This is a genomic window from Brevibacillus reuszeri (assembly GCF_002897295.1).
Lineage (GTDB): Bacteria > Bacillota > Bacilli > Brevibacillales > Brevibacillaceae > Brevibacillus > Brevibacillus reuszeri_A.
The window spans coordinates 66029-90510 of the sequence record NZ_BEXF01000019.1 but is presented as its reverse complement, the minus strand read 5'-3'; the positions used below and the strand labels follow the sequence as shown (position 1 = coordinate 90510).

The following is a 24482-nucleotide window of genomic DNA, read 5'->3' as shown; positions in this document are numbered from 1 at the left end:
GCCTATCCTTGGCCAGGCTTTTCTCCCCTACTAGTATCCGCTTCCTGTCGTTTTTGCACCAGTGACTATAGACACACCAGAGCTAGTCCCGATCCGGCTCGCACCTGCTTCGATCATCGCCAAGGCTGCTTCGCCATCACGTACGCCGCCAGAAGCCTTTACGCCTACATCAGCGCCAACCGTCTTGCGCATGAGAGCAATATCTTCTACTGTTGCGCCACCAGGACCAAAACCGGTGGACGTTTTCACGTAGTCAGCACCTGCTTCCACACAGAGCTTGCACGCTGTTTCTTTTTCATCGTCTGTCAAAAGACCTGTTTCCAAAATCACTTTGAGCAGAACATCCCCAGCTGCTTGCTTCACAGCCGCAACGTCAGCTTTCACCGTTTCCAAATCACCGGACTTCAAGGCACCCACGTTGAGCACCATATCTACCTCTGTCGCTCCGTTTCTAATCGCATCACGTGTTTCTGCCGCTTTTACTTCCGTTGTAGATGCTCCCAGAGGGAAGCCAATAACTGTGCATACTTTTACATCTGTCCCTGCCAAAAGCTCAGCAGAACGCTTTACCCAATAAGGGTTCACGCAAACAGATGCGAAATCGTGCTCTTTTGCTTCTGCGCAAAGCTTGTCAATCATTGCTTTTGTCGCTTCTGGCTTCAAAAGCGTGTGATCGATATATTTATTCATTTTCATGAATTACACCTCAATCCCTAATTGTTGGAAGGCAAGGCGGAAAACATTATCATTGTTTCGGTATCCCCGGCTGCGCTGAAGCTCCCACGCCTCGGCAGCCGTGTGCCAATGCACATCATTGATTTCTTCCAGCTGCACGGTAATTTCTGTGTTATAAGCTTCAACCAAATAATAATGGACTTCCTTGTTCACGGTTTCGCCTGTTACTGGATGATGGTACTCATACGTAATCATATCCAGCTTTTTATCCAGGCGACCAGCTACACCGGTCTCTTCCAGTACTTCTCGTAGTGCAGTCTCTTCAATCGTCTCTCCGAGCTCTTGCTTGCCTTTTGCGAGCGTTACCTTGCCATAGCGGTCTTCGATCAACAAAAGCATGTACGCAGAATCTTGCTCGCGATACACTACGCCTCCAGCTGAAATCTCCTTCATATAGCCCGCTCCTTCAAATAAGGCAGCATATCGTTTTCAACGACACGGACGAAGGTTCCTTTGCAGTATTCGGAGCCTGGCTCGTCAAGGCGTACCTTGCAGATTTTTCCGATCATGCTCTCATCACCCTGGAAAATGACGTTGAGATAGTTATCGGAATAGCCCATTAAAAGGCCGCTTTCTGGAGCATCCTTAAATGGACGTTCTGGAATGACTTCCAATACGTCGCCAACAAATTGCTTGGAGTAGTTCATGGTTAACTCTTGATTCAGCTCCAGCAACTGGGTTACACGACGATGCTTTTCTTCTTCAGGGATTTGATCGGTCATACGAGCAGCTGGTGTTCCTGTTCGCATAGAGTAAGGGAATACATGCAGCTCAGCGAAACCGATTTTTTTGATAAAGTCGTAACCGTTCATAAACTGCTCTTCTGTTTCACCTGGGAAGCCTACGATCACGTCTGTCGTAATAGCTGCGCCTGGCAGCGCTTCACGAACCTTGACCATTTTTTCGTAGAATTCAGCCGTTGTGTACTTGCGGCGCATGCGTTTCAAAACCTCGTCATCACCGGCTTGAAGCGGTACGTGCAGATGGCGGACGACGCGGTCAGAGTTGTTGATAACCTCAATCACTTCATCCGTAATCTGGCTGGCTTCGATCGAGCTAATACGAATGCGCTTTAGTCCCTCTACTTGATGCAGGTCTACCAAAAGCTTGGCGAGGTTGTAATCTTCCAGGTCTTCGCCGTATCCGCCAGTGTGAATCCCTGTCAGAACGATCTCCAAATAGCCTGCCTCTACCAGCTTCTGTGCTTGCTCAATTACACTTTCCGGCTTGCGGGAGCGCATCAAGCCACGCGCCCACGGAATAATGCAAAATGTGCAGAAGTTGTTGCAGCCTTCCTGGATTTTCAAGGAAGCACGCGTACGGTCCATAAAGTTAGGAACGTCCAGCTCCTCAAACTCACGAGCTTTCATGATGTTTCCAACGGCATTGATCGGTGTCCGCTCCTGGCGAATTTGATCCACATATTCGATCAGCTTTTCGCGGCCTTGCGTACCTACTACGATATCGACTCCCGGAATTTGCGCAATCTCACTTGGTGAGGTTTGTGCGTAGCAGCCTGTAACCGCGACAATCGCCTCAGGATTTCGGCGAATGGCACGACGAATTACTTGGCGACTCTTTTTATCACCTGTATTGGTAACGGTACAAGTGTTAATGACATAGACATCTGCCTCATCCTGCTCAAAGTCGACTCTCTCATAGCCGTCTGCTTTGAACAGCTGCCAAATAGCTTCTGTCTCATAGCTGTTTACTTTGCAACCTAATGTATGAAAAGCAACGGTAGACATTGCGATTCCTCCTTTCGTTCCTGCTCGGGTCCTAGCGAAGTAATGTGCTTTTTCGTTCAAACTGGTAGGATGCGCAGGCCAGAATGTACTGGCTGGCTGTTTCGGTGCGCAAAATGCGTGGACCGAGTGACACAGTCAGAAACCCCATTTTCTCCGCTTGGGCTACCTCGTCCGCAGAAAATCCACCCTCTGGTCCAACGAGGACGAGCAAGGAATCATCTGTAGACATATCCTCCAGCACCTGATGAAGAGTCGTGCTGCCTTCCTTTTCATAAGCGATGGCACATTTTGTGTAGCTCTTTGCCGCTTGTAGTGCTTCTCGAAAAGAAACAGGTGACAGCAGCTCTGGCAAAACGGCCCGATGGGACTGTTCTGCTGCTTCTTTAACAATTTTGCGCCAGCGCTCTAGCTTTTTTGCCTCTTTTTTTGCATCAAGCTTCACAATGGTACGCTCAGAAGAAAACGGAAAAAAAGAGTACGCCCCGAGTTCCGTCCCCTTTTGCAAGATCCACTCCATCTTCTCGCCTTTTGGCAGCCCTTGTCCAATCGTTACACGAATCGGGAGTTCGCGCTCTTCTGCGAGCACCTCTACCACGTCCGCCTTTACTTCTTTTGGAGAAAGAGAGACAAGCTTGGCTCTTACCGTTTTACCTGCTCCATCCGAAACAAGAATTTCTTCGCCGACGCGAGCCCGCATTACGTTTACGATATGATGAACATCGTCTCCGATAATGGTAATCTCCTGTTCGGTACAGAGATGTGGCTCGGCAAAATATCGTTGCATCTCGCCAACCTCACTATTCTACTGTTTTTTCGCTACAATTGCTACCCAGTCATCGATGAAAATGGTTTCCACGATTTGAAGGCCAGAAGCTGTCAGTGCTGCTTTTACGTCAGCCGCACGTGCTTCAATGATCCCTGAAGCGATGAAGGTCCCTCCAGGCTTCAGCACCCGGAAAACATCATCGGTAAAGCGCAGGATCACTTCCGCAAGAATGTTGGCAATGACTACCTCAACCTGCTCCTCGATGCCATCCAAAAGATTGTTCTGTCTCACAACGATGTGCTCGTGTACCCCGTTTAGCTCTGTATTAGCTTGCGCAGAACGGACCGCAACCTCATCCAGGTCCATCGCCAAAACATTTTCTGCCCCCAGCTTGATTGCCGCAATACTCAATATGGCTGTTCCCGTTCCTACATCATAGACACGGTCGCCTTTTGCCAAATACTTTTCCAATGCACGCAGGCACAGGATCGTCGTTGGATGCGTTCCGGTACCAAAAGCCATTCCCGGGTCCATCTCGATAATGATTTCGTCCGGCGTTTTCGGCTCATACTCTTCCCAGACCGGCTTGATCGTCATGCGATCCGAGACATGCACTGGCTTGTAATACTTTTTCCAGGCGTGGGCCCATTCGTCTTCGTGAACATCGTTGACAGCAATGGTAGCTTTGCCAATGTCCAGACCGTACTCTGTCAGCTGGGCCAATTGCTCCTTCAGCTCTTCTACCACATCAAGCAGTTCACTGCTGTCTACGGGCAAGTAAGCTTTGACGAATACGCCCTCGGCCGGAAAATCATCAGGGGATAGCTGGTAGATTTCACCAAACGGTGTATCCCACTCGCGATAAAGCACCTCTGGGTCTTCGATCACGACGCCATTGGCCCCCATTTCATACAAGAGGTTGGACACCGCCTCCGTAGCCTCCGCTGTTGTATGGATACTTACTTCTGACCATTTCACGAATCTACCACTCCCCACATAAGCTCCCATTTGGGCTTTTCATCAAGTAATCGGACAAAATCCGCGACTTATTCGCCGCGGAATGCCCGTTTCATTTTCTCAAAAAAGCTTTCGTCTTCCCCGCCATGCTGCCCTGGCTTTTCACCGGACAATTCAGCAAGCTCACGCAGGAGCTCCTTTTGTTTGTCGCTGAGCTTGGTTGGTGTAATCAAGCGTACTTTTACGTGCTGATCCCCGCGACCACTGCCACGAAGGTGAGGTACACCTTTGCCACGCAAGCGGAAGAAGGTTTCTGTCTGCGTTCCAGCCGGGATCTTCAGCTTCACACGGCCATCGACCGTCGGCACCTCGATCTCATCCCCAAGTGCTGCCTGTGCATAGGTGAGTGGAACCTCACAGTAAATATCATTGCCTTCACGCTCGAAAAACTCATGGCTCTTCACGCGCAATACAACATACAGATCACCCGGAGGTCCACCGTTTGCTCCTGGTTCGCCCTCGCCAGACACACGCAGCTGTGCACCGTCATCCACACCAGCTGGAATGTTGAGGTGAATTTTGCGGCGTATTTTGACGCGTCCGTTTCCACGGCAGGTAGGGCATTTTTCCTTGTAAACCTTCCCTTTTCCTTCACAAGCCGTACAAACGCGGCGATTTACGATACGGCCAAACGGCGTATTGGCTGCAACCTCTTGTTGACCTGTACCGTTACATGTCTTACAAGTGTCCACACTCGTTCCTGGTTTTGCACCAGAACCGAGACATGTATCGCACTCTGCTTCTTTTGGAATTTCCACATCGGTTTCTTTTCCAAAAACAGCATCTGTGAAATCTATGCTCAAACCGAATTGCAAATCAGCACCTTTGCGAGGCGCGTTTGGATTCCCTCTTCTGCCACCGCCACCGAAGAACATGTCAAAAATGTCACCGAAGCCACCCATTCCAGAGGCATCAAAACCACCGCCGCCAAAGCCCTGATTCGGGTCTTGATGACCAAAACGGTCGTATTGAGCACGCTTTTGTGGCTCGGAAAGGACGTCATATGCTTCCTTTACTTCTTTGAACTTTTCTTCCGCATCAGCGGCTTTATTTACATCCGGATGGTACTGGCGCGCAAGCTTGCGATACGCTTTTTTAATTTCCTCAGCGTCCGCTTCCTTCGAGACTCCGAGTACCTCGTAAAAATCGCGTTTCATCTCCTATATCACTCCCATGACAGTCAACTGTTATCATAGCATGTGACAGACTTGAAAAAAAGTCAAAGTCAGCAGTTAAGTGACTTTGACTTCCATGGGTCACATCGTACAGAGCAAGGGAGGGGATGATCCCTCCCTCACCGCTTCCAACGAATTTATTTTTTGTCGTCTACCACTTCATAGTCAGCATCCACTACATTGTCCTTCTTCGGCTCTTGGCCATCTGCTCCGCCTTGCGCGTTTTGCTGTGCTTGAGCAGCTTGCTCATACAGCTTCACAGAAATTTGTTGAATGATCTCGGACAATGCGTCCTTCGAAGACTTGATTTCCTCGAGATCGCCGCCTTCCAGCGCCTTTTTCACTTTGTCTTTTGCTTCATTCGCACGATCGATCTCTGCTTGATCGATTTTGCCTTCCACTTCTTTCAGTGTTTTCTCAGTAGTGAACACGAGTTGGTCAGCTTCGTTGCGAATTTCTACTTGCTCTTTACGCTGTTTGTCAGCTTCAGCATTCAGCTCTGCTTCTTTTACCATACGATCGATTTCTTCGTCGGACAGACCAGAGTTGGATGTGATCGTGATGCGCTGCTCTTTACCTGTACCCAGGTCTTTTGCACGTACATTCACGATACCATTGGCATCAAGATCGAAGGAAACTTCGATTTGCGGGATGCCGCGTGGAGCTGGTGGGATATCAGACAATGTAAAGCGTCCGAGCGATTTGTTGTCATTCGCCATTTGACGCTCACCTTGCAGCACGTGAATTTCAACGGATGTTTGGTTGTCAGCTGCAGTAGAGAACACTTGGGATTTGCTTGTTGGGATCGTCGTGTTGCGATCGATCAGCTTGGTGAATACGCCACCCAATGTTTCGATACCGAGGGAGAGTGGAGTAACGTCGAGAAGCACAACGTCTTTTACATCACCAGTCAGTACGCCTGCTTGAACAGCAGCACCCAATGCTACTACTTCATCCGGGTTAACACCTTTATGTGGCTCTTTGCCTGTGAATTTCTTGATTGCTTCTTGTACCGCTGGAATACGAGTGGAACCACCCACCAGGATTACGCGGTTGAGCTCGCTTGGAGTCAGTCCAGCATCTTTCAGCGCTTGACGAGTTGGACCCATTGTACGCTCAACCAGTTCAGCAGTCAGTTCTTCGAATTTCGCGCGAGTCAGGTTCATCTCCAAGTGTTTAGGACCAGTCGCATCTGCTGTAATGAACGGCAGAGAGATGGTGGTAGTCAATACGCCGGAGAGGTCTTTTTTCGCTTTTTCTGCTGCATCTTTCAGACGTTGTTGCGCCATGCGATCTTTGGACAAGTCGATGCCATGCTCTTTTTTGAACTCGCTCACGAGGTAATCCATAACAACTTGGTCAAAGTCGTCTCCACCCAGTTTGTTGTCACCGGAGGTTGCTTTTACTTCGAAGAAGCCTTCGGACAATTCAAGAATAGATACGTCGAAGGTACCACCACCCAAGTCAAATACGAGGACAGTTTGGTCTTCTGTTTTCTCCATACCGTATGCTAGTGCTGCTGCGGTTGGTTCGTTCACGATACGAAGTACTTCCAGACCAGCGATTTTACCAGCATCTTTAGTTGCTTGGCGCTGGCTGTCATTGAAGTATGCCGGAACCGTAATCACTGCCTGCGTCACTGGTTGGCCCAGATAAGCCTCAGCGTCAGCTTTCAGCTTTTGCAAAATCATTGCAGAAAGCTGCTCTGGCGTGTATTGATTTCCTTCCAGCGTTTCCTTATGAGTAGATCCCATGTGGCGCTTGATGGAGATTACGGTATTATCCGGGTTAGTGATTGCTTGACGCTTTGCTGCTTCCCCGACAATTCGCTCACCGTTTTTAAAAGCAACGACGGATGGGGTCGTACGGTTACCTTCTGCGTTGGCAATAACGACAGGCTCTCCGCCTTCCATTACGGCTACACAAGAGTTGGTTGTTCCAAGGTCAATTCCGATTACGCGACTCATACAATATGTCCTCCTAACACTTCACTGTCAAATTATAGATATGAAAATATGGTTATTCGTTTACTTGAACCATCGCCGGACGAATGACGCGGTCTTTAAAAATGTACCCTTTTTGCAGCTCGCCCACTACAATACCTGAGTCGAATTCAGGATCTTGCGTTTGCATGACCGCTTGATGATAGTGAGGATCAAACGGCTGTCCTTTTGCTTCAATCGCATTCAAGCCTTCTTTTTGGAAAGCCTGCACCATCTGACGGTAAACCATGTCAACCCCTGTTAACAGTGATTCAACAGTCATCGATTCCTTGTCAGCTGCAAGTGCCCGCTCAAAGTTATCGAGAACCGGCAAGAGCTCTTCTACGATTTTTTGGGAAGCGTATTTAGCCAGATCTTCCTGTTCCTTGCGCACACGTCTTCTGAGGTTATCCATGTCGGCCAAAGCACGAAGCATCCGGTTTTGGTGCTCCTCTGCCTGTGCCTTCCACTGGGCTGCTTCTTGCTCCCAGTTTACGTTGACCGTTTCCTGCTGCTCACTTGCTGCAGTCGCTTGCTCCTCATCGGCAGACAAATCTTTCGTCAATTTTTCGTCGCTCAAGTCGATACCTCCTGCGGCTCACCTCCGGCACCTTGTACCGGCAGCCTTTCCATCCATTTATTTCTCAAACTGCGAGGTCAGCATGCGCGATAAGCCTTCTGCCAGATAGTTGAGCACAGTAATGACTCTGCCGTATTCCATCCGCGTTGGCCCAAGTATCCCCACCATCCCTACTGGCTTCCCACCTAGTGAATAGGATGTCGTGATAATACTGCATTGCTTGATCGCGTCTAGCTGGTTTTCCTGACCGATGCGTACCGTAAGCCCATCCGCTGGCATCCCGAACAAATGAAGTAATTGATCGTTTTGCTCCAAAAGCTCCAAAATGTCCTTGACCTTGTCTACATCCCGGAATTCAGGCTGATTCATGATTTTGGTCGCACCGCGAAGGTACACTCGATCCTCTTCTTGTGTCAGCGACTGATCGAGGACACGAAGCATTTCCTCATACTGTTCTGCGTGGCGTCGCATCTCCCCTGATATTTCCTGATAGAGACGCTGCCTGAGCTGCCATAGTGGCACGTCGGCAAGTCTGCTGTTCAAAAGGTTGACCAGACGCTCTATTTCTCCAGAGCCAATTCCCTCTGGCAAATCTATCAGCTTGTTTTCCACGCGTCCTGTATGTGTCACTACAATCGCTACTGCTTGCTGTTCGTTGAGAGGAACGATTTGTATATGTTTTAACCGATGCTCAAAGATTTCTGGCCCCAGTACAACCGCTGTGTAATTGGTTAACTGAGAAAGAATTTGAGCGGTATATTCTACCACTTGTTCAGAATGGAGAATACGTTCGGCAAACAACTGTTTCAGTTTACCCAATTCGCCGTCATCCAAAAGATGCGGCTGAATCAGATTGTCGACGTAAAAGCGATATCCTTTTGTAGAAGGAACTCGTCCCGCCGACGTATGAGGTTGCTCTAAGTATCCCAGCTCTTCCAAATCGGACATCTCATTACGTATCGTTGCCGAAGAAAATCCGATGTCCTCTCGTTTCGAGATGGTGCGGGAGCCAACAGGTTCGGCTGAATGAATGTAATTATCGACAATCGCATTAAGAATTAATTGTTGACGGTCTGATAACATGGATGTCGCTCGCCTCCCTGTGGTGTGGCACTTTGCGTAGCAAAGTACTTTGTTAGCACTCCATGCTAGCGAGTGCTAAATCTACTTACTAAGGTATCAATAGTAGAAGGATTTGTCAACGGACTTGAGTGAGTTAGAGGGTCAAAATGGAACAATTTTCGCCAGTTTTATGCAAATATTAGCGTAAGAAACGGGCAAATACCTCATTTCCAAGGGGCAGTCCTTGTTTTGTCAGTTTCAGGAAGCCGTCTTGTTCTTGCAGCATTCCTTTGGCAATCTCTTCTTTGACAATCTGCCCAAAAATATCCTCTACGGTTGAACCGAAGCGTTTTGCAAAACGTTCAAGGTCTACTCCTTCACGTAGACGCAAGCCTAAAATCATTTGCTCCTCCATCGCATCCTCACGAGGAACAGGGAACTGATCAACACGTGGCAAGCCTTCCTTGCACTTTTGCAAATAGATGGCCAGCGGACCAGCATTCACATGTCTTTCTCCACCAACGTAGCCGTGGGCACCTGCCCCCAAGCCATAGTATTCATCATTGAGCCAATATGTTTTATTATGTTTGCTTTCAAAGCCCGATTTGGCAAAATTGCTGATTTCGTACTGCTGGTAGCCGTGCTTCTCCATTTCTTCAATCAAAACCATGTACATGAGAAGCTCAGCATCTTCGGAAGGCAAAGGAAGCTGGTCTTTTTGATAGAGGGTATGGAACAGCGTGTTTTCCTCTACCTTCAAGCTATAGGCAGAAAAATGGGTCGTGCCAAGTTCAAATGCCTTGTCCAGCGTCTCGCGGAATATCTCTACTGTCTGGTCAGGCAAGCCAAACATTAAATCGATACTGAAATTGTCAAAGCCTACTTTCTTGGCATTGTCGATGCTGCGATACACATCATCGCGATCATGGATGCGCCCCAGACGCTTCAAGAGCGCATTATCAAACGACTGCACCCCAAAGCTGAGTCTGTTGACCCCCATCTCCCGCATGATTCTGAGCTTTTCCACATCGGTTGTACCCGGGTTGGCTTCCATCGTAAATTCTAAATCCGAAGTCCAGTACTTGCCGAGCTGATCCTGTACGTTCGCCAGAAATGCTTTCATCTGTTCATGGTCCAAAAATGTTGGAGTCCCTCCACCTACAAAAATCGTTTTAACCTGCGTGACAGGCTGCTGGCTAAAGGTCAGCTCCATCTCTCTCGTCAGCGATTCGAGGTAATCCCAGATAAGCTGAGGATTGTTCGTCACGAACGAGTTAAAGTCACAGTAGTAGCATTTATTTGTGCAAAAGGGAATGTGGATGTAAACCGATTGAGGCATCATGTCCCTTTCCCTCCTTTTTAATCGAATAACAGAATGGAAAAAACCTGACACAAGGTCAGGCCTACTCATGCATCTAACAGCCTTCATCCTATTGTATTTGATTATATCGCATCAAACAAGAGTTCTCCCCTCCCAAAGCGTTGGCTAGTCAGTAGCTGGAATCATTCAATGAAAAGGAGTTGTATCCGCCCTTGTTATATAATGAAGCTTTTTATTTTAAGTAACAATTAATGCAAATAATGCCGTTACTACCTCCCTCTCCACTTACTGAATAAAATTTGATAAGTGGCTCCAAACTAAAAACTGATTGTACGGATTCGCTATAACCAAAACTAAACTACAAGGTAATAATGCTGATGAAGATAGATAATGTTCCCCCTTTATTTCGACCTGCAGTAATCGCTTTACTAGTTATGATCATAACTGGAGGATACACTCTGAAATCGGCTTATGCCGAACCATCTTTACCGATTGTAGTAGACCACGGAACGATTTCCATTGAGGTTTATCCTCAAAAACACCAACTAATCGTTCGAAAGCAAGGGCAAAAAATTAAGACTTATACTGTTGCAGTCGGAAATCCCTCCACTCCAACTCCAATTGGGGAATACCAAGTCGTATATAAAGGAAAAGATTGGGGCACATCTTTCGGACCAAGGTGGCTTGGTTTAAACGTTCCTTGGGGAATTTACGGCATACACGGGACAAACAGACCAGATTCCATCGGCAAGCATAAAAGCCATGGATGTATTCGAATGCTCAACAAGGACGTTCTTGAGTTATACGAGATCATTCCACTTGGAACAAAAGTAACGATTTATGGTCATGTATTAGGAGATTCAGGTCGTAATCCAAGAGCTTTGGCAGAAGGTGATGTAGGTGGAGACGTACAGCTTATTCAGTCCCGATTAAAAAGTGCTGGATATTATAATGGCGTATGCGACGGTAAATTTCGTAGGAGCACAACAGCAGCTTTAAAAAAATTTCAACGCGATCGCAATTTACCACAGAATGGCGTTGTTTCAAACAAGGTTTACGAAGAATTGGGATTGCTGGAATAAGTAATAAAACCCAGTACCTGATGGACTATAACCTTTTGCAGTAGTGTTATTCATGGGGGGATCACCATTACAGCTGCTCTGATTGGTTTAGTAATCTTGCTTGCGTTTATTTGCTTTGTTTTATGGAGAAACATACGGAAATAGAGGGTATCAACATTTGAGTATTTGGGCCCACATAGGGCTTTTTTTGTTTAGCAATACTTCCAATAAGTAAAGAAGACTCATAGTCTGTTATACATCTGGTCAATATACCAAAAATCAAAAGTTGTGGTGATGCCCTTGTCCAAATTAACACCTCCAGCATATTTTGATACAAGGAGGTGGTAAGACATGGCAATGAACCCGCCAATTTTTATTGGAGCAAATAGTATTGCAAGGATCGGCAACCGTTTTTTCCTGATCGTTGAGGTCGAGGCAAAAGTGCCCGGTGTTGAAGTTGACCCAGTATTTGCGGTCCGTTTAACCCGCGAGCAAGCACGAAGACTCCTTAATGCAGGTGTAATGCGAACAACTATTCAAAATACACGTCCCCAACCAAGACCTGGATTGGACGTTGAATTTAAAGGTGTATTGTTTGCTAACGGTCGGTTTTTCTCAGTCTTTGACGTTGAAAATTCGACCGATACTTCAGTACTTGTAAGAATCAACCGGGCACAGGCTCAAAGGCTTCTTCGCAATGGAGCACGGAGAATCAAAGTGATTAGAAGACCTTTTTAAATGACTCGGCTGGTTTCTTTCAGCTGCATCGATGGATAACCCTGCGGAAAAGCTTCTGCAGGGTTATACCTTTTCTAATGGTCACTTAATCCTAATAGATAGGGAGTTACCTATATGGGAAAAGATGAGACTAAGAGGACGTTGCGGCTTTGGATCGATTCAATTATTTCATTGGTAACAATACATAGAGATTGAATAAGTTTAGCCGGTCATAAGTCCATTCGCATCTTTCCCTCTCTACATATCTTGTTAGTAAATTCATCAAAGGGGATATGGCGATGAAGGATTTTCACCTCAAGTTAGATTCAATTACGGATATCATCGTATTGGAGTCAATGAGAGAGGAATTGGCTTCTAATGCCCATTCTATTGACGTAACTTGGCATGAGCGGAATTTTATTTATGAAAAAATCCAAGCCATCGTTTGCCGATTAATGAATTTAGAACGAATTTAACACTCACCTGAATGAAACCGTAAACCCAAATTTTGCATTTGTAAACGAACGCCCGTACCTTGCTGGTTTTACTGAATACCTTGTTTTGAGGTTTTCCTCAATCTCATTTCAGGGGTGATACGAATGGGTGTGGGTGGATTTTTTGGTGATAACTTTGCGTTGGTTTTAGTTCTTTTCGTCCTTTTAGTTATTGTCGGTTGTGATTGTGATTAATTTTTTATGTTTAGGGGCAGCTTATAAAGCTGCCCTTTTCGACTTGTATAAAGCAAGAGAAAATGGGGATTCGTTATGAACTGGTTATTTTGATGAACTGCAAAATGAGAGGAACCCCCTGCACCGGAACATCACTTAGAATCAATACACCTGGTTGTAGCTTATATAAATTGGATGTCTGAAGAATCCCATTAATAAATAGGTTAACAATCGATACAGAGTTGGGATCGAGTATACCAGACGTACTAAATTGAATAACAGCATCGCTATTTGTATATACGTTTTTCATGCCGTCAGAAATTGCCGTATATTGGAATATCTCCGTTTGTAGTAAACCAGGAGTACAGGGGCAAGGAGGACAAGTAGGACATGGCTGTCCCGGATAAACGTCTGGACAACCTAACGGAGGGATTATAAGATAACCCGGGCTTCTCGCACTTACGTTATTCATCCTATTTTGTTGTTTGGCCAAATAGTATCTCATTCTAAATCTCCTTTCTTGGAGATAACCATAGAAATACTTATCATGTGAAAAGAATTGAATTATTGATATAGTAAGCAAGTAAACCCCTGGATAAATTATCGGCTCGGGGTTTACTCTTTTGATTCTCTTTAGTTGACAACAAATTCTACAGTTACAGGTGTACCTCCATTTTCAGCATCTCCGTCTGGAATAGTGATAGTAGTTGTTGTGACTGTCGAGGTATTTCCTTGTTGTAGAACTCCGTTAATGTAGAGATTGTAATAAGCAAACGTGCTGGGAAATGCAGTGGCTGCTGTTCCTGCATCATTGTTAAAAGCGGTTGCTGCAATAGCAAATGTTGCACCAGTGCCTGTCCCGGTTCCCATCGTTGAATTAAATCTCACTGAGGTGATAAAGGGTTTAATAATCGGCATGTAAAACACCTCCCTATATTGTAAATATAAGGAATATCCTTACCTTTTAGTAAATGAATCGATTCTTACTTATGTAACGGACATATATCTTAAGAGATCCGTATATTTTAGCTAACAAACCCTAGTCAAAAAACCATTGATCAGTGGCTTTTCCCTGCATCTCCTTCGTTCCAGCTTGAATCATTTGAAAAAATCCTAGTGTGTTAGATAACACCTTAGATGGAGAGGATAACTATCGTTACTCTTGAAAAAATCTTCAAGGAGGGAACGAATTGGGGAAATATCGCTGTTATTACTGTGAAAATGAAACCGACAGCGTCCGCCAAATCACGTTTTTCCAAGGTAAGCAGGATCGCGATGAGCTATTATGCGATACCTGTCATGCTGATTGGATTGAATCCCTGAAGAGTGAGCCATAGCTAGGGTAACGCTTGCAACTCCCACCCTTGGTGAATGTTCTAAGGGTGGGTCTTTTTTTGTCCCATCTTCCCACGTTATACTTCTTGAAAAAGGACGTATTCAAAATGGAAAAATCGTTTTACTACGCAGTGACTTGGTCAGAGGTCAGCTATCTGAAAGATGCTCTGCAAGCAATGGAGATTCCGTTTGCCATTTAGCAAAACAGCGAGCCCCTACAACTCGAATAAGCCATGTTGCTTTTGTGTTACGGTAGGATAAATATAGCTTTCTGAATTCCAGCTAGAGAGATGTGTACAACCCTAAGTTTGTGAGAATTTTGTGAGAACCATTTGATATTCTGAATAAGCCCATTGTAAGTCTTCATCTTATTACCCGCTGATGGAACGCCGTGTGCGATGAAAGTCGCCCGCACGGTGTAGGCTCGTTATAAAACCATAAAGAGAAATAGGGATAAGACGAGAATAGCGAACCAAAAGCAAACATCACCATTTATTATGCTTATGAAAATGGTACATCTCACGAGATGAGTCCAACTGGATTGGGACTTAATTTAAATGCAATCTTTACAGACGGATATGGAGGCGCAGTAACCTATTCAAACCCGACTAGTAGCAATCCTGAAGTAGCAACAGTAACCATTGTTAGTGGTATTTTGTCTGTAGTTAAAGTGAGTAGTGGCAGCACTACAGTTACATTTGATGTTGCGGATAGTCATGGTGTAAAAATGACCATCACCTATTACCTACGTGGCTAACGTGCCGCTATACCCCACCTTTATGGTGGGGTATTTTTTTCTCTCGGACAAAGGTTGTTCCTGGAGCGGAAAGTGGTCGGACATGGAGCATCCTGCCTGTTAGATTCCTGACGTATTGTCAGTCTACGACAGTATTTTCGATGAACAATACTCCCTTCTCGCTTTCTTCCTCAATAGGTGGGATTACACATTAAGGTGTATATTATTGAAAAAGCAGCTTATCATGACGAAATCTTTCGTTATTTTGATGCTTACTATGGCAGCTGTAGTGAATGCACAATCCCCTAGTAGTCCCAGTGAGCAAGCGAAAATGACTTTTACTCCAAACGCTAAACCAACTGGCTTTTCGGAGAGCTCATGAACGAATGAAAAAACTCCCCCACCATTTTACTAATCGGGTGAGGGAGCAGCGTTCGTTTAGATTTATTACTTCTTATCATCCATGCGCAATACAGCCATAAATGCTTCTTGTGGTACCTCTACGGAACCAACGGACTTCATGCGCTTCTTACCTTCTTTTTGCTTTTCAAGCAGCTTGCGTTTACGTGAGATATCCCCACCGTAACATTTAGCAAGCACGTTTTTACGCAGAGCGCTGATCGTTTCGCGAGCGACAACCTTTTGCCCGATCGTTGCTTGGATTGGCACTTCAAATTGCTGGCGAGGAATCAGTTCCTTCAGCTTTTCGCAAATGACCTTACCACGCGCATACGCGGTATCCTTGTGAACGATAAAGGACAGGGCATCCACCATTTCGCTGTTCAGGAGAATGTCCATTTTTACCAGCTTGGATGGTTTGTAACCAGCCAGCTCGTAGTCAAAGGAAGCATAGCCTCGCGTACCCGATTTCAGCAGGTCAAAAAAGTCATAAACAATCTCTGAGAGCGGCATGTCGTATTTCAGCTGTACACGATTCTCTCCCAGATACTGCATGTCGAGGAAGTCACCACGCTTGCCCTGACAGAGCTGCATGACGTCACCTACATATTCTTTTGGCACCATAATGGTAGAGAGAACATACGGCTCCTCGATCGTTTCGATCTTTTGTGCTTCTGGCATTTTGGACGGGTTGTCGATCTCAAACACTTCACCGTTCGTCCGCGTGATGCGGTAAATAACGCTTGGCGCTGTTGTAATCAGGTTGATATTGAATTCGCGCTCGATCCGTTCCTGGATGATCTCCATGTGCAAAAGGCCGAGGAATCCACAACGGAAACCGAAGCCCAAAGCTTGAGAGGTTTCCGGCTCAAACTGCAGGGACGCATCGTTTAGCTGCAGCTTTTCCAGCGCTTCACGCAGATCATTGTATTCATTGGTCTCAATCGGATACAATCCGCAGAAAACCATCGGGTTGATCTTGCGGTAGCCCGGGAGCGGTTCAGCAGCAGGACGGCTTGCATCCGTGATCGTATCACCGACACTCGTATCCCCTACTGTTTTGATCGAGGCAGCTACATAGCCTACATCCCCAACTGTCAATTCTTCCACTTGTGTTTGGCGTGGCATCGAAGTACCGATTTCGGTAACTTCAAACGACTTGCCGGTCGCCATCATTTTGATTTTCATGCCTTTTTTCAGCGTTCCATTAATGACACGAATGGAAGCGATAACGCCGCGGTAAGCATCAAAATACGAGTCAAAAATAAGCGCTTGCAGCGGTGCATCTGGATCGCCTTCTGGTGCTGGAACCTTTTGTACAACCGCTTCCAGCACTTCCTTGATTCCGATTCCTGCTTTCGCGGAGGTCAGTACTGCATCACTGGCATCCAGTCCGATAACATCCTCAACCTCTTGCTTGACGCGCTCAGGCTCTGCGCTCGGCAAATCGATCTTGTTGATGACCGGGATAATCTCCAGATTGCTGTCCAGCGCCAAATAAACGTTGGCCAACGTTTGTGCTTCGATCCCTTGTGCCGCATCCACAACCAGAATAGCTCCTTCACAGGCAGCCAAACTGCGTGATACTTCATACGTAAAGTCGACGTGACCAGGGGTGTCGATGAGGTGGAGAATATACTCCTCTCCATCATCTGCTTTATAGTTCAAACGCACGGCATTCAGTTTAATTGTAATCCCGCGCTCTTTTTCCAGCTCCATAGTATCCAGAAACTGGGCTTCCATCTCACGTGCAGTCAGCGCTCCGGTCAATTCCAAAATCCGGTCTGCCAGCGTTGACTTGCCATGGTCAATGTGGGCGATGATGGAAAAATTTCGAATCCTTTTTTGTCTTTCACGGCGATCCATGTGTTGTTCGTTCCCTCCCACGCGAATCCATACAAACGTTTCAGATTGCGTCTCGCAAAAAATACACTAACGGTAATTATAACAAACGGGGGAAACCGGAGCAACAAAAGAGAATTGGGCGTTTGACATGATTTTTTCTCGCCACCAATTATTCCCTATGCTAGAGTGAGGACATAGGGAGGTTTCGATATGGAGCAGGATTTTCAGAAGCAGTCTCATTGTCTAGGATGTCGTTTAGCCCATGCTGCCCAGCCTGTTCACATCGTTTTTGAAAATGAGTGGGTCACCTGCCTGCTAGATATCGAGCCTTTTAATGAAGGACATACGCTCATTCTACCGAAACACCATTATGAGGAATGGACAGACCTAGATCCACTCATGATGGAACAGATAACAAAAGCAGCTTCACTGCTATCGGAAGCACTCAAAAATGTGTACAAGCCAGCAGGCATTACCATTTGCCAAAATGGCGGCATCTTTAATGAGCTTGCCCATTTTCATATGCATGTCATTCCCCGATTCGATGGGGATGGCTTTACATGGGGTGAACCGCTACAGGCTCATGGGGCAGAAACTCGTTTGTCCAATACCCGCGCCCTGCTCATCCAAGCACTAAAGGAGGCTCGTTTCACTTGAATAGCACCTCGTTTCGGCTACATGCTTTAACGGAAAATGATATCCCTGCTCTGATCGCACTCTCGGACTCTGTTGGATGGGACTATGATGAGGCTGAGCTTCGTACCATTTTGTCTACTGGCAACGTTTTTGGACACAGAAACGAAGCCGATCAGCTCATTTCCTGCTCAGCCATTCTCGTCTATGAAGAACAACTGGCAACGATCGGGATGGTGATTGTACATGACTCATGCAGAGGGTATGGTTTAGGACGAGAGCTCATGCAGGCTTGCATGTCATCTGTCCCCAGTGACACGACCATCATGCTCGTTTCTACCCCAGCCGGGAAACCTTTGTATGAAAGCTTGGGATTTACGACAGCTGAGTCGATTCACAAATGCTTGAGCGATCGTTTTTCTCCCTCTGCTGGCTCCTGCGGACAGGACGAAAGCTATCCTGCCGTCCTCCCTATAGAGGTCGCAGATGTTGCGGACGTCATTGAGCTCGATCGACTTGCTGTAGGCAGCAGACGCTCCCACTTTGTTCAAGCACGGATGGAGCAAGCCGCTTCATGTCTCGTTGCCAAAGACGTTAGCGGTAAAACCGTAGGATATGGCATGGCAGTCCAAGGTCCAGTCAATCTCATCGTCGGTCCTCTCGTGGCTCCAGATTCCACCACGGCAATACGCCTACTTTGCCAATTAACCATAGGGCATACAGGGAAGATTCGCATCGATGTTCCGAATGGACAAGAGTCTTTCCTCGACTTTTTGCTGCAGAATGGTTTTACGAAAGTCTCTGAGCCTCCTGTCATGGTTGCAAATACGAATCGCTTACCCGATCGCAATGGAACCTATTTTGGCATAGCCGCCCAAATTTTTGGCTAAATCACTCGCCTTCGTGCATCAAAAAACGGACCCTCTACGAAAGGTCCGTTTTTCATTGATCAGCCATCATTCGTTTCTATCTGTTGCGAAGTTTCTCCAATATTTTCGGGGGAAACAGCTTTTTCATACTGCTTTGATATTCACTTCCATTACCTGGAATCTGAAAACCCGTTACGCGATACTTGTTCCCATTATAAGCAATTGAAAATACCATGGGCGAGCTGATCCCAGAGGAGGAATGCGCTTCTCCAAGAATCTTTACCCAGGCATACACCGTTCTATTCTCGGCATTTGGTGCGTCCACACCTAGCAATTCCACCTCTACTTTTCTGTCAAGGCCCAGCCATCCCAGTTTTTTTCCCTCTGCATTGAGAAATTCGTAGATGAGTGGCTCCACCAAGGTTCGATTCGCAGGTGAGATTCCCTCCTGCACTTGTACGAACACTTGACCCAAATGCTTTCCTTCTGATAAAGCCTGCAGCTTCCAAATACCCGGATCAGGTAGAGCAACCAGCATTGGAAAATGTCCCTTTGCATCAAATAGTGGATCCATGACTTGAAAGGTGCCTACTGGTACACTACTTCCTTCACTGCTATAAGCAACAATCTCTATCGTAGACGCTGTGGTCTCATCCAACAACCAGATGACTCGCTGCGCCTGCCCTTCATAAAAGCCTTTTTCGTCGGTAATGACCCGAACAGGCTTCTCTCCCAAATAAGTGAAGGACTGGTTTTGATAAGTGGACTTTGTAGGTGTCGATGGCTTCCACAGCACCGGGGTCTCCAATACGCCGCCTGGCAGCAAGCTGGGTACGGGATTCATCACTGTCCCTGGCTTCGCAGCTTGGTCATTTCCCACCTCTTTGGGCAAGGCTTGCCACATGATCAGACAGAGGATAACGGCTACAGCAGGTACCAAAAGCGGTCTCCAGCCTGCTTTTTTCCTGATTTTTTGGCGAACTCTCTCTTCCATAGCGGATGTAAACTGTACGTCCCGCATCTCCGTTTGATTCGCCCGCTCCTTTAACTGCTCGAGCCATTTGGTCTCGTCCACTCCCAGTCCCTCCCCTCTCCCATTCGCTTTTTGAGCTGCTGTCGCGCCCGAGTCAGCCTCGTCCTGACCGTACCTTCTGATACCGAAAGAACCTCGGCTACTTCGGCAATCGACAAATCGGCATAATAGTGCAAGGCGATTACCCTGCGATATGGTGGGGAAAGCTCCAGAACATGAGCGACTAATTGATCTCGTGCGACTTGGTCCAGCACAAGGTGCTCCGTCGACACCTCTCCGTCCTTTTTGATCCATGCGCTATACAGGAGGTTGCGGAATGTCCAGGAGCGTAAAAAACCTTTGCATTCATTCACCGCAATGCGATACACCCACGTATGGATACTGCTCTGTTGACGAAACCTCGGAAGATGCCGGTACACCTTCACGAATACATCCTGGGTGATATCTTCTGCCAGATTTTTATCCTTCACTAGAAAAGTAACAAGCCGCAGCACACGCGTCCCGTATTCCCGCATGATTTGCTCGAATGCAGCATCTAGCGTAGGCTGCAGTTTCTCCAAAGGAAGCGTCCTCCTTCACTTGCTTTCTATACTGGTTAGATGCGGCAGACATGATTTTGTTACAAGATCTAGTGATTTATTTTTTGGGCAAAAATAGTCCAGCGTGTCGCCGTCCCTGATGTGCCAGCCAGCTCAGCAAAAGGATAGCCTCCATACTGCCAGCGATCCATGTCATAGCCGTCTGTTGGCAAATCCCGATCTATTTGTTGGCTGCGTGGAACATTTTCAAAGCTATTGATTACCTGAAAGCCTTCTGATTCCAATAGAAGCGAAAGCTCTCCTGGCAAGAGTAATGCCAGCTGTCGTTCAACACGATAACGAGGCTGTTCGACTTGTTCCAAAAACGTCTCATAGGTGAGCGTGTAGCGAAACTGCTGCTCGGCAAGAGAAGTTTCTCCTTCTACCCGCTGGTAAACCATTCGATCTGGAAATACATATTTACGCTGCAAAAGCGACCATTTGTCTTTCAATGGCGGCAAAAGCAAATCAATCGCTACAATGCCATCCTCCGTTGTGTGCTCCCTGATTATTCCAAGCAATTGTCGCTGCTTTTCCCTACAGATAGCTTGCTGAAAAATCCCCTCCGGCAGCAAAATGTGGGAAAACGTCCGCCCCAAATTGAGCTCGTACATATCTTGTTCAATCAGCTGCAGCAGGTCTTCTTTTTTCTTCAACATCCGCCGCTTCTTTTTCTCCGCCAGCTCAAGCATTTCCGGGCTCCAGTCCACTCCGCATGCTGGCAGCTCATTTCGAGCGAGCTCGATGGCAATTCGTCCTGTTCCTACCCCGAGCTCTAGCACCGAGACTGGGCTTTTTTCGTTTTCCTGAAGAAGCCAGTCGCGATAAAAGGCAATCCCGGCCTTGCCCGCAAACTGATCATAGTAGGTTGCCTCAAGCCCGGCGTACTTCGTTTCAGAAAGTGGCTGATGACGCCCCTCACCTTCCATACCACAGGTCGTGCAAACAGACCCCGCCAAATGTGGAAAAGGCACCCCAGGAGGGACGCCATTTTTCGTATCACCCAGCCATTCATCATAGCGAAACTTACATACCGTGCAGCTATACACACTCATAATGCTTTGGACACCTCCTGCGGTGATTGCTTGATTCTAAAAGCTTCCGAAAAAAAGTACACATGCTTTTTTCCCGTAATCGGATGCGTTGTCACTTCGGTCTCCACACCGAATACATCACGGATTAACGGCGGATTCAAAATTTGCTCAGGAGTTCCACTTGCAAAGATCTCCCCATTTTTAATCACATACAAACGATCACAGTACATCGCAGCGATATTAAGATCATGCAAAGCAGACAAGACTGTGATCCCAAGCGCCTTTACTAAATCCATTACCTGCAGCTGATAGCGAACATCCAAATGATTAGTCGGTTCGTCCAGAACGAGAAATTTGGCCTGCTGCACGAGCGCACGGGCAATCAGTACACGCTGCTTTTCTCCCCCTGACAAGCTAAAAAAGCTGCGATTTGCATAGGCTTCCATGCCTACACGCACAAGCGCTTCCTCGCAAATGTCGTGGTCTGCTTCTGTGTCCTGCTGAAACAGCCGCTTGTGAGGTGCGCGCCCCATTAAGACAATTTCCATCACTGTAAAATCAAATTCGATCGAGGACTCCTGACGGACAACAGCCATGCGCTGGGCATTTTCCTTGGCAGACAGCTTATACACATCGTCTCCGTCCAGCGAAATCCAGCCTGCTTGAGGCTTCATTGTACGATAGATGCTTTTTAGCAGCGTGGATTTCCCACTGCCATTTGGCCCGATCAGTCCGACAAACTCACCAGCTGCGACCTCAAGCCCCACGTTGGACAAGATCGTTTTCTTCTCCAGATTGACTGATATGTTATCCGCAACCAGCTTCATCGTCCGCTACCTCCAAAGGAATATGAATTGCGCAGCATCAACCAGATAAAAAACGGTCCGCCACATAGAGCCGTAATGATCCCAATCGGCAGCTCTTCTGGAGCAAAGGCTAGCCGCGCAATGGAGTCAGCCCAAATCAGAAAGATCGCTCCAAATAGGGCACTGACAGGCAGGACACGGCGATGATCCGACCCGACAACGACTCGCACGATATGCGGCATCATCAGCCCCACGAATCCGATGGCTCCACTGATCGCGACGATCACCCCAGTCAGCAAAGCTGTGATCATCAAGAGCTGCTTGCGGAATTGGACTGTATTGACACCGAGCGTTCCTGCAGACTCTTCCCCCATCAGCATCGCATTGAGCGAACGATATTGCGCCATCAATACAAACAGGCAAATCAGCACGACTAACGTGGGAATTGTGAGGTATTCCCATTTTCCTCCCGCCAGGCTACCACTCATCCAGAACAGAACGGACCGAATACCATGCTCATTCGGCGCGGAAAAGATGATTAGGCTGGTAACTGCTGACAAAATTGCCGAGATCGCGATCCCCGACATAAGCAAACGTACCGTCGAGTTTTGTCCACCAATCCGCGATAGTGAAAAGATCAACAGGATAGACAAAAGCGCACCTGCAAAGGCACCAAGTGACAGGGCGAATTGCCCAAACATGCTGAAGGCTCCGAAGAGAATAACCAGTGTGGCACCAACCGAAGCACCCGAAGAAACTCCCAGTATGTACGGGTCTGCTAGTGAGTTTCGTACAAGAGACTGAATAGCTACACCTACTACCGAAAGGCCTGCTCCTACAATTGCCCCTAGCAGCACTCTTGGAAAACGAATATCCCAGATGATCGTCTCCTCACCCTTTGACCAATCAACGGGAATCCACTGACCCATTCCTGGAATTTGCGACAAGGCAATTTTCCATACCGTCGCGGGCTTGATATCTACAGAGCCCAAGGTGACAGCGATCGTGATGGAAAGCACCAGCCCGACTAGCAGGCTGATGATAATGAGAGGCATTTTGATCCGATGCAGAGTCATTCCCTCCTCTAGTAGACTTTTTTATTTAAATTTATCCGGGTAGAGCCCTTCTGCTAGGATTTTCAGTGCAATTGGTGCGCGAACACCCTCTGACGCTGCGGAAAGTGGCAAGACGATCAATCTCTTATTCTGAATGGCTGGAATATCTGCCAGCTCTCGCTTCGTCAGCAAAAGGTTCTTTTTCTGATCTACCGTTTTGTCCCCGTAGTCCACTACTACAATCACGTCAGGCTTGCGATTGACAACCTCTTCCCAGCTGACTTCTGCCCAACCCTTTTGAATATCATCAAATACGTTTTTACCGCCTGCCATTTTAATTAGGGATGTCATGTAATTGTTCGCTGCTGTAAAGGGGTTATCTTCCCCGCTGTCATACACAAAAACCTGCAGCGGCTTGTCCACAGAGCCGATTTTACTCACGGTTTGATCCATTTCCTGCTTCATTTTTCCAATCAATTCATTGGCTTTATCCTCAACTCGGAAAATCTTCCCGATGTTTTGAATATCTGCAAAGACATCTACTACAGTTGGGCCTGGCTTATTGGATGACTCTTGCAGGTACGATTTGATTCCTGCCTTGTCCAAATCCTCCATAGAACCTACTCCTTTATCACCAAAACCACTCTTCCAGCCTGAGTAGACAAAGTCGGGGTTTGCTGCCATCAGCACTTCTTTGTTCGGATATTTATCGGCCAACACTGGTACCTTGTCGTACGCTTCCTTGAGCTCAGGCAAAATCTGATCGTCCAAATATGCTGTTCCTACCATTTTATCTGCAAGGCCAAGTGCAAGCATGATTTCCGTCACGTGTTGGTTTAAGGTGACCGCACGCTTTGGCGCTTCTGGATAGGTCATTTCAATGCCGTTTGTCGTGATCGTGACAGGCTTATTGTCTACAGGCTGCTCAATCGTCGTTTCCGTTTTAGCAGCCTGCTCTGTTCCCGTTTGCGACCCAGTCGTGCTTGTTGCAGCAGAACCGCAAGCCGACACAATGAGTACCAGTGCCATTACTGCCCCAATCCAAAATCCTTGTAAAACTCTTTTCATGTTTACATAACCCCTCTTCATGGATTCGAGATGATGATCAATTTGTGCAAATCGTAATCATTACGTTTTATTCGCTTTTATCACTATACGCGTACGTTACTGCTTTTGCAATTCTTTTCTCCTGCCCCCTTTTCCGCACAAAAAAGCACCCCCCTGTTTTCAATCGGGAGGTGCATGACAAACGTGGACATAGTAATAGATCTGGCTTTTTGGTGCCTGGTTCTAGACTTATGCCTAAATTCCACATCTGCCCCATCCT

General features: G+C 47.0%; 28 protein-coding genes. 9 read left to right on the top strand and 19 right to left on the bottom strand.

The window, feature by feature from the left end:
* Positions 1–30: 30 nt before the first annotated feature.
* From deoC to hemW, 10 genes are all read right to left on the bottom strand, one after another.
* The gene (gene deoC, locus C3B52_RS24985; RefSeq protein WP_103109102.1) at positions 31–696 is read right to left on the bottom strand and encodes a deoxyribose-phosphate aldolase; all 666 of its coding nucleotides are present in this window, start codon (positions 694–696) and stop codon (positions 31–33) included.
* Positions 697–699: 3 nt separating this feature from the next.
* Positions 700–1128: an NUDIX hydrolase gene (locus C3B52_RS24980; RefSeq protein ID WP_103109101.1), complete on the bottom strand. Its 429-nt coding sequence runs from the start codon at positions 1126–1128 to the stop codon at positions 700–702.
* The gene (gene mtaB / locus C3B52_RS24975) at positions 1125–2483 is read right to left on the bottom strand and encodes a tRNA (N(6)-L-threonylcarbamoyladenosine(37)-C(2))-methylthiotransferase MtaB (protein WP_103109100.1); all 1359 of its coding nucleotides are present in this window, start codon (positions 2481–2483) and stop codon (positions 1125–1127) included. The genes C3B52_RS24980 and mtaB overlap by 4 nt, the downstream gene beginning before the upstream one ends.
* 31 nt (positions 2484–2514) lie before the next feature.
* Positions 2515–3267 (bottom strand): 16S rRNA (uracil(1498)-N(3))-methyltransferase, encoded by a 753-nt coding sequence (locus tag C3B52_RS24970; protein WP_103109099.1) that lies wholly within the window; start codon positions 3265–3267, stop codon positions 2515–2517.
* A gap of 18 nt (positions 3268–3285) precedes the next feature.
* Positions 3286–4227: a 50S ribosomal protein L11 methyltransferase gene (gene prmA / locus C3B52_RS24965; protein WP_103109098.1), complete on the bottom strand. Its 942-nt coding sequence runs from the start codon at positions 4225–4227 to the stop codon at positions 3286–3288.
* Positions 4228–4295: 68 nt separating this feature from the next.
* Positions 4296–5423 carry a molecular chaperone DnaJ gene (dnaJ, locus tag C3B52_RS24960; protein ID WP_103109097.1) on the bottom strand — a complete coding sequence of 376 codons (1128 nt, stop codon included), beginning with the start codon at positions 5421–5423 and terminating at the stop codon, positions 4296–4298.
* A gap of 155 nt (positions 5424–5578) precedes the next feature.
* Positions 5579–7408 (bottom strand): molecular chaperone DnaK, encoded by a 1830-nt coding sequence (gene dnaK, locus C3B52_RS24955; RefSeq protein ID WP_103109096.1) that lies wholly within the window; start codon positions 7406–7408, stop codon positions 5579–5581.
* 52 nt (positions 7409–7460) lie between these two features.
* Positions 7461–8003 carry a nucleotide exchange factor GrpE gene (gene grpE, locus C3B52_RS24950; protein ID WP_103109095.1) on the bottom strand — a complete coding sequence of 181 codons (543 nt, stop codon included), beginning with the start codon at positions 8001–8003 and terminating at the stop codon, positions 7461–7463.
* A 57-nt stretch (positions 8004–8060) separates the two neighbouring features.
* Positions 8061–9086 carry a heat-inducible transcriptional repressor HrcA gene (gene hrcA / locus C3B52_RS24945; protein ID WP_103109094.1) on the bottom strand — a complete coding sequence of 342 codons (1026 nt, stop codon included), beginning with the start codon at positions 9084–9086 and terminating at the stop codon, positions 8061–8063.
* Between the two features lie 178 nt (positions 9087–9264).
* Positions 9265–10407, bottom strand: coding sequence for a radical SAM family heme chaperone HemW (hemW, locus tag C3B52_RS24940; protein ID WP_103109093.1), 1143 nt, complete (start codon positions 10405–10407; stop codon positions 9265–9267).
* A 413-nt stretch (positions 10408–10820) separates the two neighbouring features.
* On the opposite strand from hemW, the gene C3B52_RS24935 reads away from it, so the two are divergent.
* The 4 genes from C3B52_RS24935 to C3B52_RS24925 all read left to right on the top strand — a co-directional run bounded on the left by C3B52_RS24935 (position 10821) and on the right by C3B52_RS24925 (position 12853).
* The gene (locus C3B52_RS24935) at positions 10821–11468 is read left to right on the top strand and encodes a L,D-transpeptidase family protein (RefSeq protein WP_235615855.1); all 648 of its coding nucleotides are present in this window, start codon (positions 10821–10823) and stop codon (positions 11466–11468) included.
* Positions 11469–11798: 330 nt separating this feature from the next.
* Complete coding sequence (locus tag C3B52_RS24930) at positions 11799–12185, top strand: hypothetical protein (RefSeq protein WP_103109091.1); 387 nt, start codon at positions 11799–11801, stop codon at positions 12183–12185.
* Positions 12186–12463: 278 nt separating this feature from the next.
* Positions 12464–12640, top strand: coding sequence for a hypothetical protein (locus tag C3B52_RS36755; RefSeq protein ID WP_164684916.1), 177 nt, complete (start codon positions 12464–12466; stop codon positions 12638–12640).
* A 123-nt stretch (positions 12641–12763) separates the two neighbouring features.
* Complete coding sequence (locus C3B52_RS24925) at positions 12764–12853, top strand: YjcZ family sporulation protein (protein WP_103109090.1); 90 nt, start codon at positions 12764–12766, stop codon at positions 12851–12853.
* 73 nt (positions 12854–12926) lie between these two features.
* Here the strand turns inward: C3B52_RS24925 and C3B52_RS37875 are convergent, their stop codons facing one another.
* Both C3B52_RS37875 and C3B52_RS24915 read right to left on the bottom strand, forming a co-directional pair.
* Positions 12927–13304, bottom strand: coding sequence for a DUF4183 domain-containing protein (locus C3B52_RS37875; protein ID WP_103109140.1), 378 nt, complete (start codon positions 13302–13304; stop codon positions 12927–12929).
* A 161-nt stretch (positions 13305–13465) separates the two neighbouring features.
* The gene (locus C3B52_RS24915; RefSeq protein WP_103109089.1) at positions 13466–13750 is read right to left on the bottom strand and encodes a DUF4183 domain-containing protein; all 285 of its coding nucleotides are present in this window, start codon (positions 13748–13750) and stop codon (positions 13466–13468) included.
* A 219-nt stretch (positions 13751–13969) separates the two neighbouring features.
* On the opposite strand from C3B52_RS24915, the gene C3B52_RS36750 reads away from it, so the two are divergent.
* The 3 genes from C3B52_RS36750 to C3B52_RS36740 all read left to right on the top strand — a co-directional run bounded on the left by C3B52_RS36750 (position 13970) and on the right by C3B52_RS36740 (position 15285).
* The gene (locus C3B52_RS36750) at positions 13970–14155 is read left to right on the top strand and encodes a hypothetical protein (protein WP_164684915.1); all 186 of its coding nucleotides are present in this window, start codon (positions 13970–13972) and stop codon (positions 14153–14155) included.
* A 538-nt stretch (positions 14156–14693) separates the two neighbouring features.
* Positions 14694–14924: a hypothetical protein gene (locus tag C3B52_RS36745; protein ID WP_164684914.1), complete on the top strand. Its 231-nt coding sequence runs from the start codon at positions 14694–14696 to the stop codon at positions 14922–14924.
* A 223-nt stretch (positions 14925–15147) separates the two neighbouring features.
* Entirely contained in the window at positions 15148–15285 is a 138-nt protein-coding gene (locus C3B52_RS36740; RefSeq protein WP_164684913.1) for a hypothetical protein, read from the top strand.
* 65 nt (positions 15286–15350) lie between these two features.
* Here C3B52_RS36740 and lepA read toward each other — a convergent pair whose 3' ends face one another.
* Positions 15351–17168, bottom strand: a complete 1818-nt coding sequence (lepA, locus tag C3B52_RS24910) for a translation elongation factor 4 (RefSeq protein ID WP_103109088.1) — start codon at positions 17166–17168, stop codon at positions 15351–15353.
* Positions 17169–17357: 189 nt separating this feature from the next.
* Here lepA and C3B52_RS24905 point away from each other — a divergent pair, with 189 nt between their 5' ends.
* Together C3B52_RS24905 and C3B52_RS24900 are read left to right on the top strand one after the other, a co-directional pair.
* Positions 17358–17804: an HIT family protein gene (locus tag C3B52_RS24905; protein WP_103109087.1), complete on the top strand. Its 447-nt coding sequence runs from the start codon at positions 17358–17360 to the stop codon at positions 17802–17804.
* Positions 17801–18670 carry a GNAT family N-acetyltransferase gene (locus C3B52_RS24900; protein ID WP_103109086.1) on the top strand — a complete coding sequence of 290 codons (870 nt, stop codon included), beginning with the start codon at positions 17801–17803 and terminating at the stop codon, positions 18668–18670. Before C3B52_RS24905 ends, C3B52_RS24900 begins: the two co-directional genes overlap by 4 nt.
* A gap of 76 nt (positions 18671–18746) precedes the next feature.
* Here C3B52_RS24900 and C3B52_RS24895 read toward each other — a convergent pair whose 3' ends face one another.
* The 6 genes from C3B52_RS24895 to C3B52_RS24870 form a co-directional block, all read right to left on the bottom strand.
* Positions 18747–19724 carry a hypothetical protein gene (locus C3B52_RS24895; protein ID WP_103109085.1) on the bottom strand — a complete coding sequence of 326 codons (978 nt, stop codon included), beginning with the start codon at positions 19722–19724 and terminating at the stop codon, positions 18747–18749.
* Positions 19694–20242: a sigma-70 family RNA polymerase sigma factor gene (locus C3B52_RS24890; RefSeq protein ID WP_103109084.1), complete on the bottom strand. Its 549-nt coding sequence runs from the start codon at positions 20240–20242 to the stop codon at positions 19694–19696. The genes C3B52_RS24895 and C3B52_RS24890 overlap by 31 nt, the downstream gene beginning before the upstream one ends.
* 68 nt (positions 20243–20310) lie before the next feature.
* Positions 20311–21315: a methyltransferase domain-containing protein gene (locus C3B52_RS24885; protein WP_103109083.1), complete on the bottom strand. Its 1005-nt coding sequence runs from the start codon at positions 21313–21315 to the stop codon at positions 20311–20313.
* Positions 21312–22121, bottom strand: a complete 810-nt coding sequence (locus C3B52_RS24880; protein WP_103109082.1) for a heme ABC transporter ATP-binding protein — start codon at positions 22119–22121, stop codon at positions 21312–21314. Before C3B52_RS24880 ends, C3B52_RS24885 begins: the two co-directional genes overlap by 4 nt.
* A complete protein-coding gene (locus C3B52_RS24875) occupies positions 22118–23155 on the bottom strand; it encodes a FecCD family ABC transporter permease (protein WP_103109139.1) in 1038 nt (345 codons plus the stop codon). The genes C3B52_RS24880 and C3B52_RS24875 overlap by 4 nt, the downstream gene beginning before the upstream one ends.
* A gap of 42 nt (positions 23156–23197) precedes the next feature.
* Positions 23198–24223 (bottom strand): ABC transporter substrate-binding protein, encoded by a 1026-nt coding sequence (locus C3B52_RS24870; protein ID WP_103109081.1) that lies wholly within the window; start codon positions 24221–24223, stop codon positions 23198–23200.
* Positions 24224–24482: the final 259 nt, after the last annotated feature.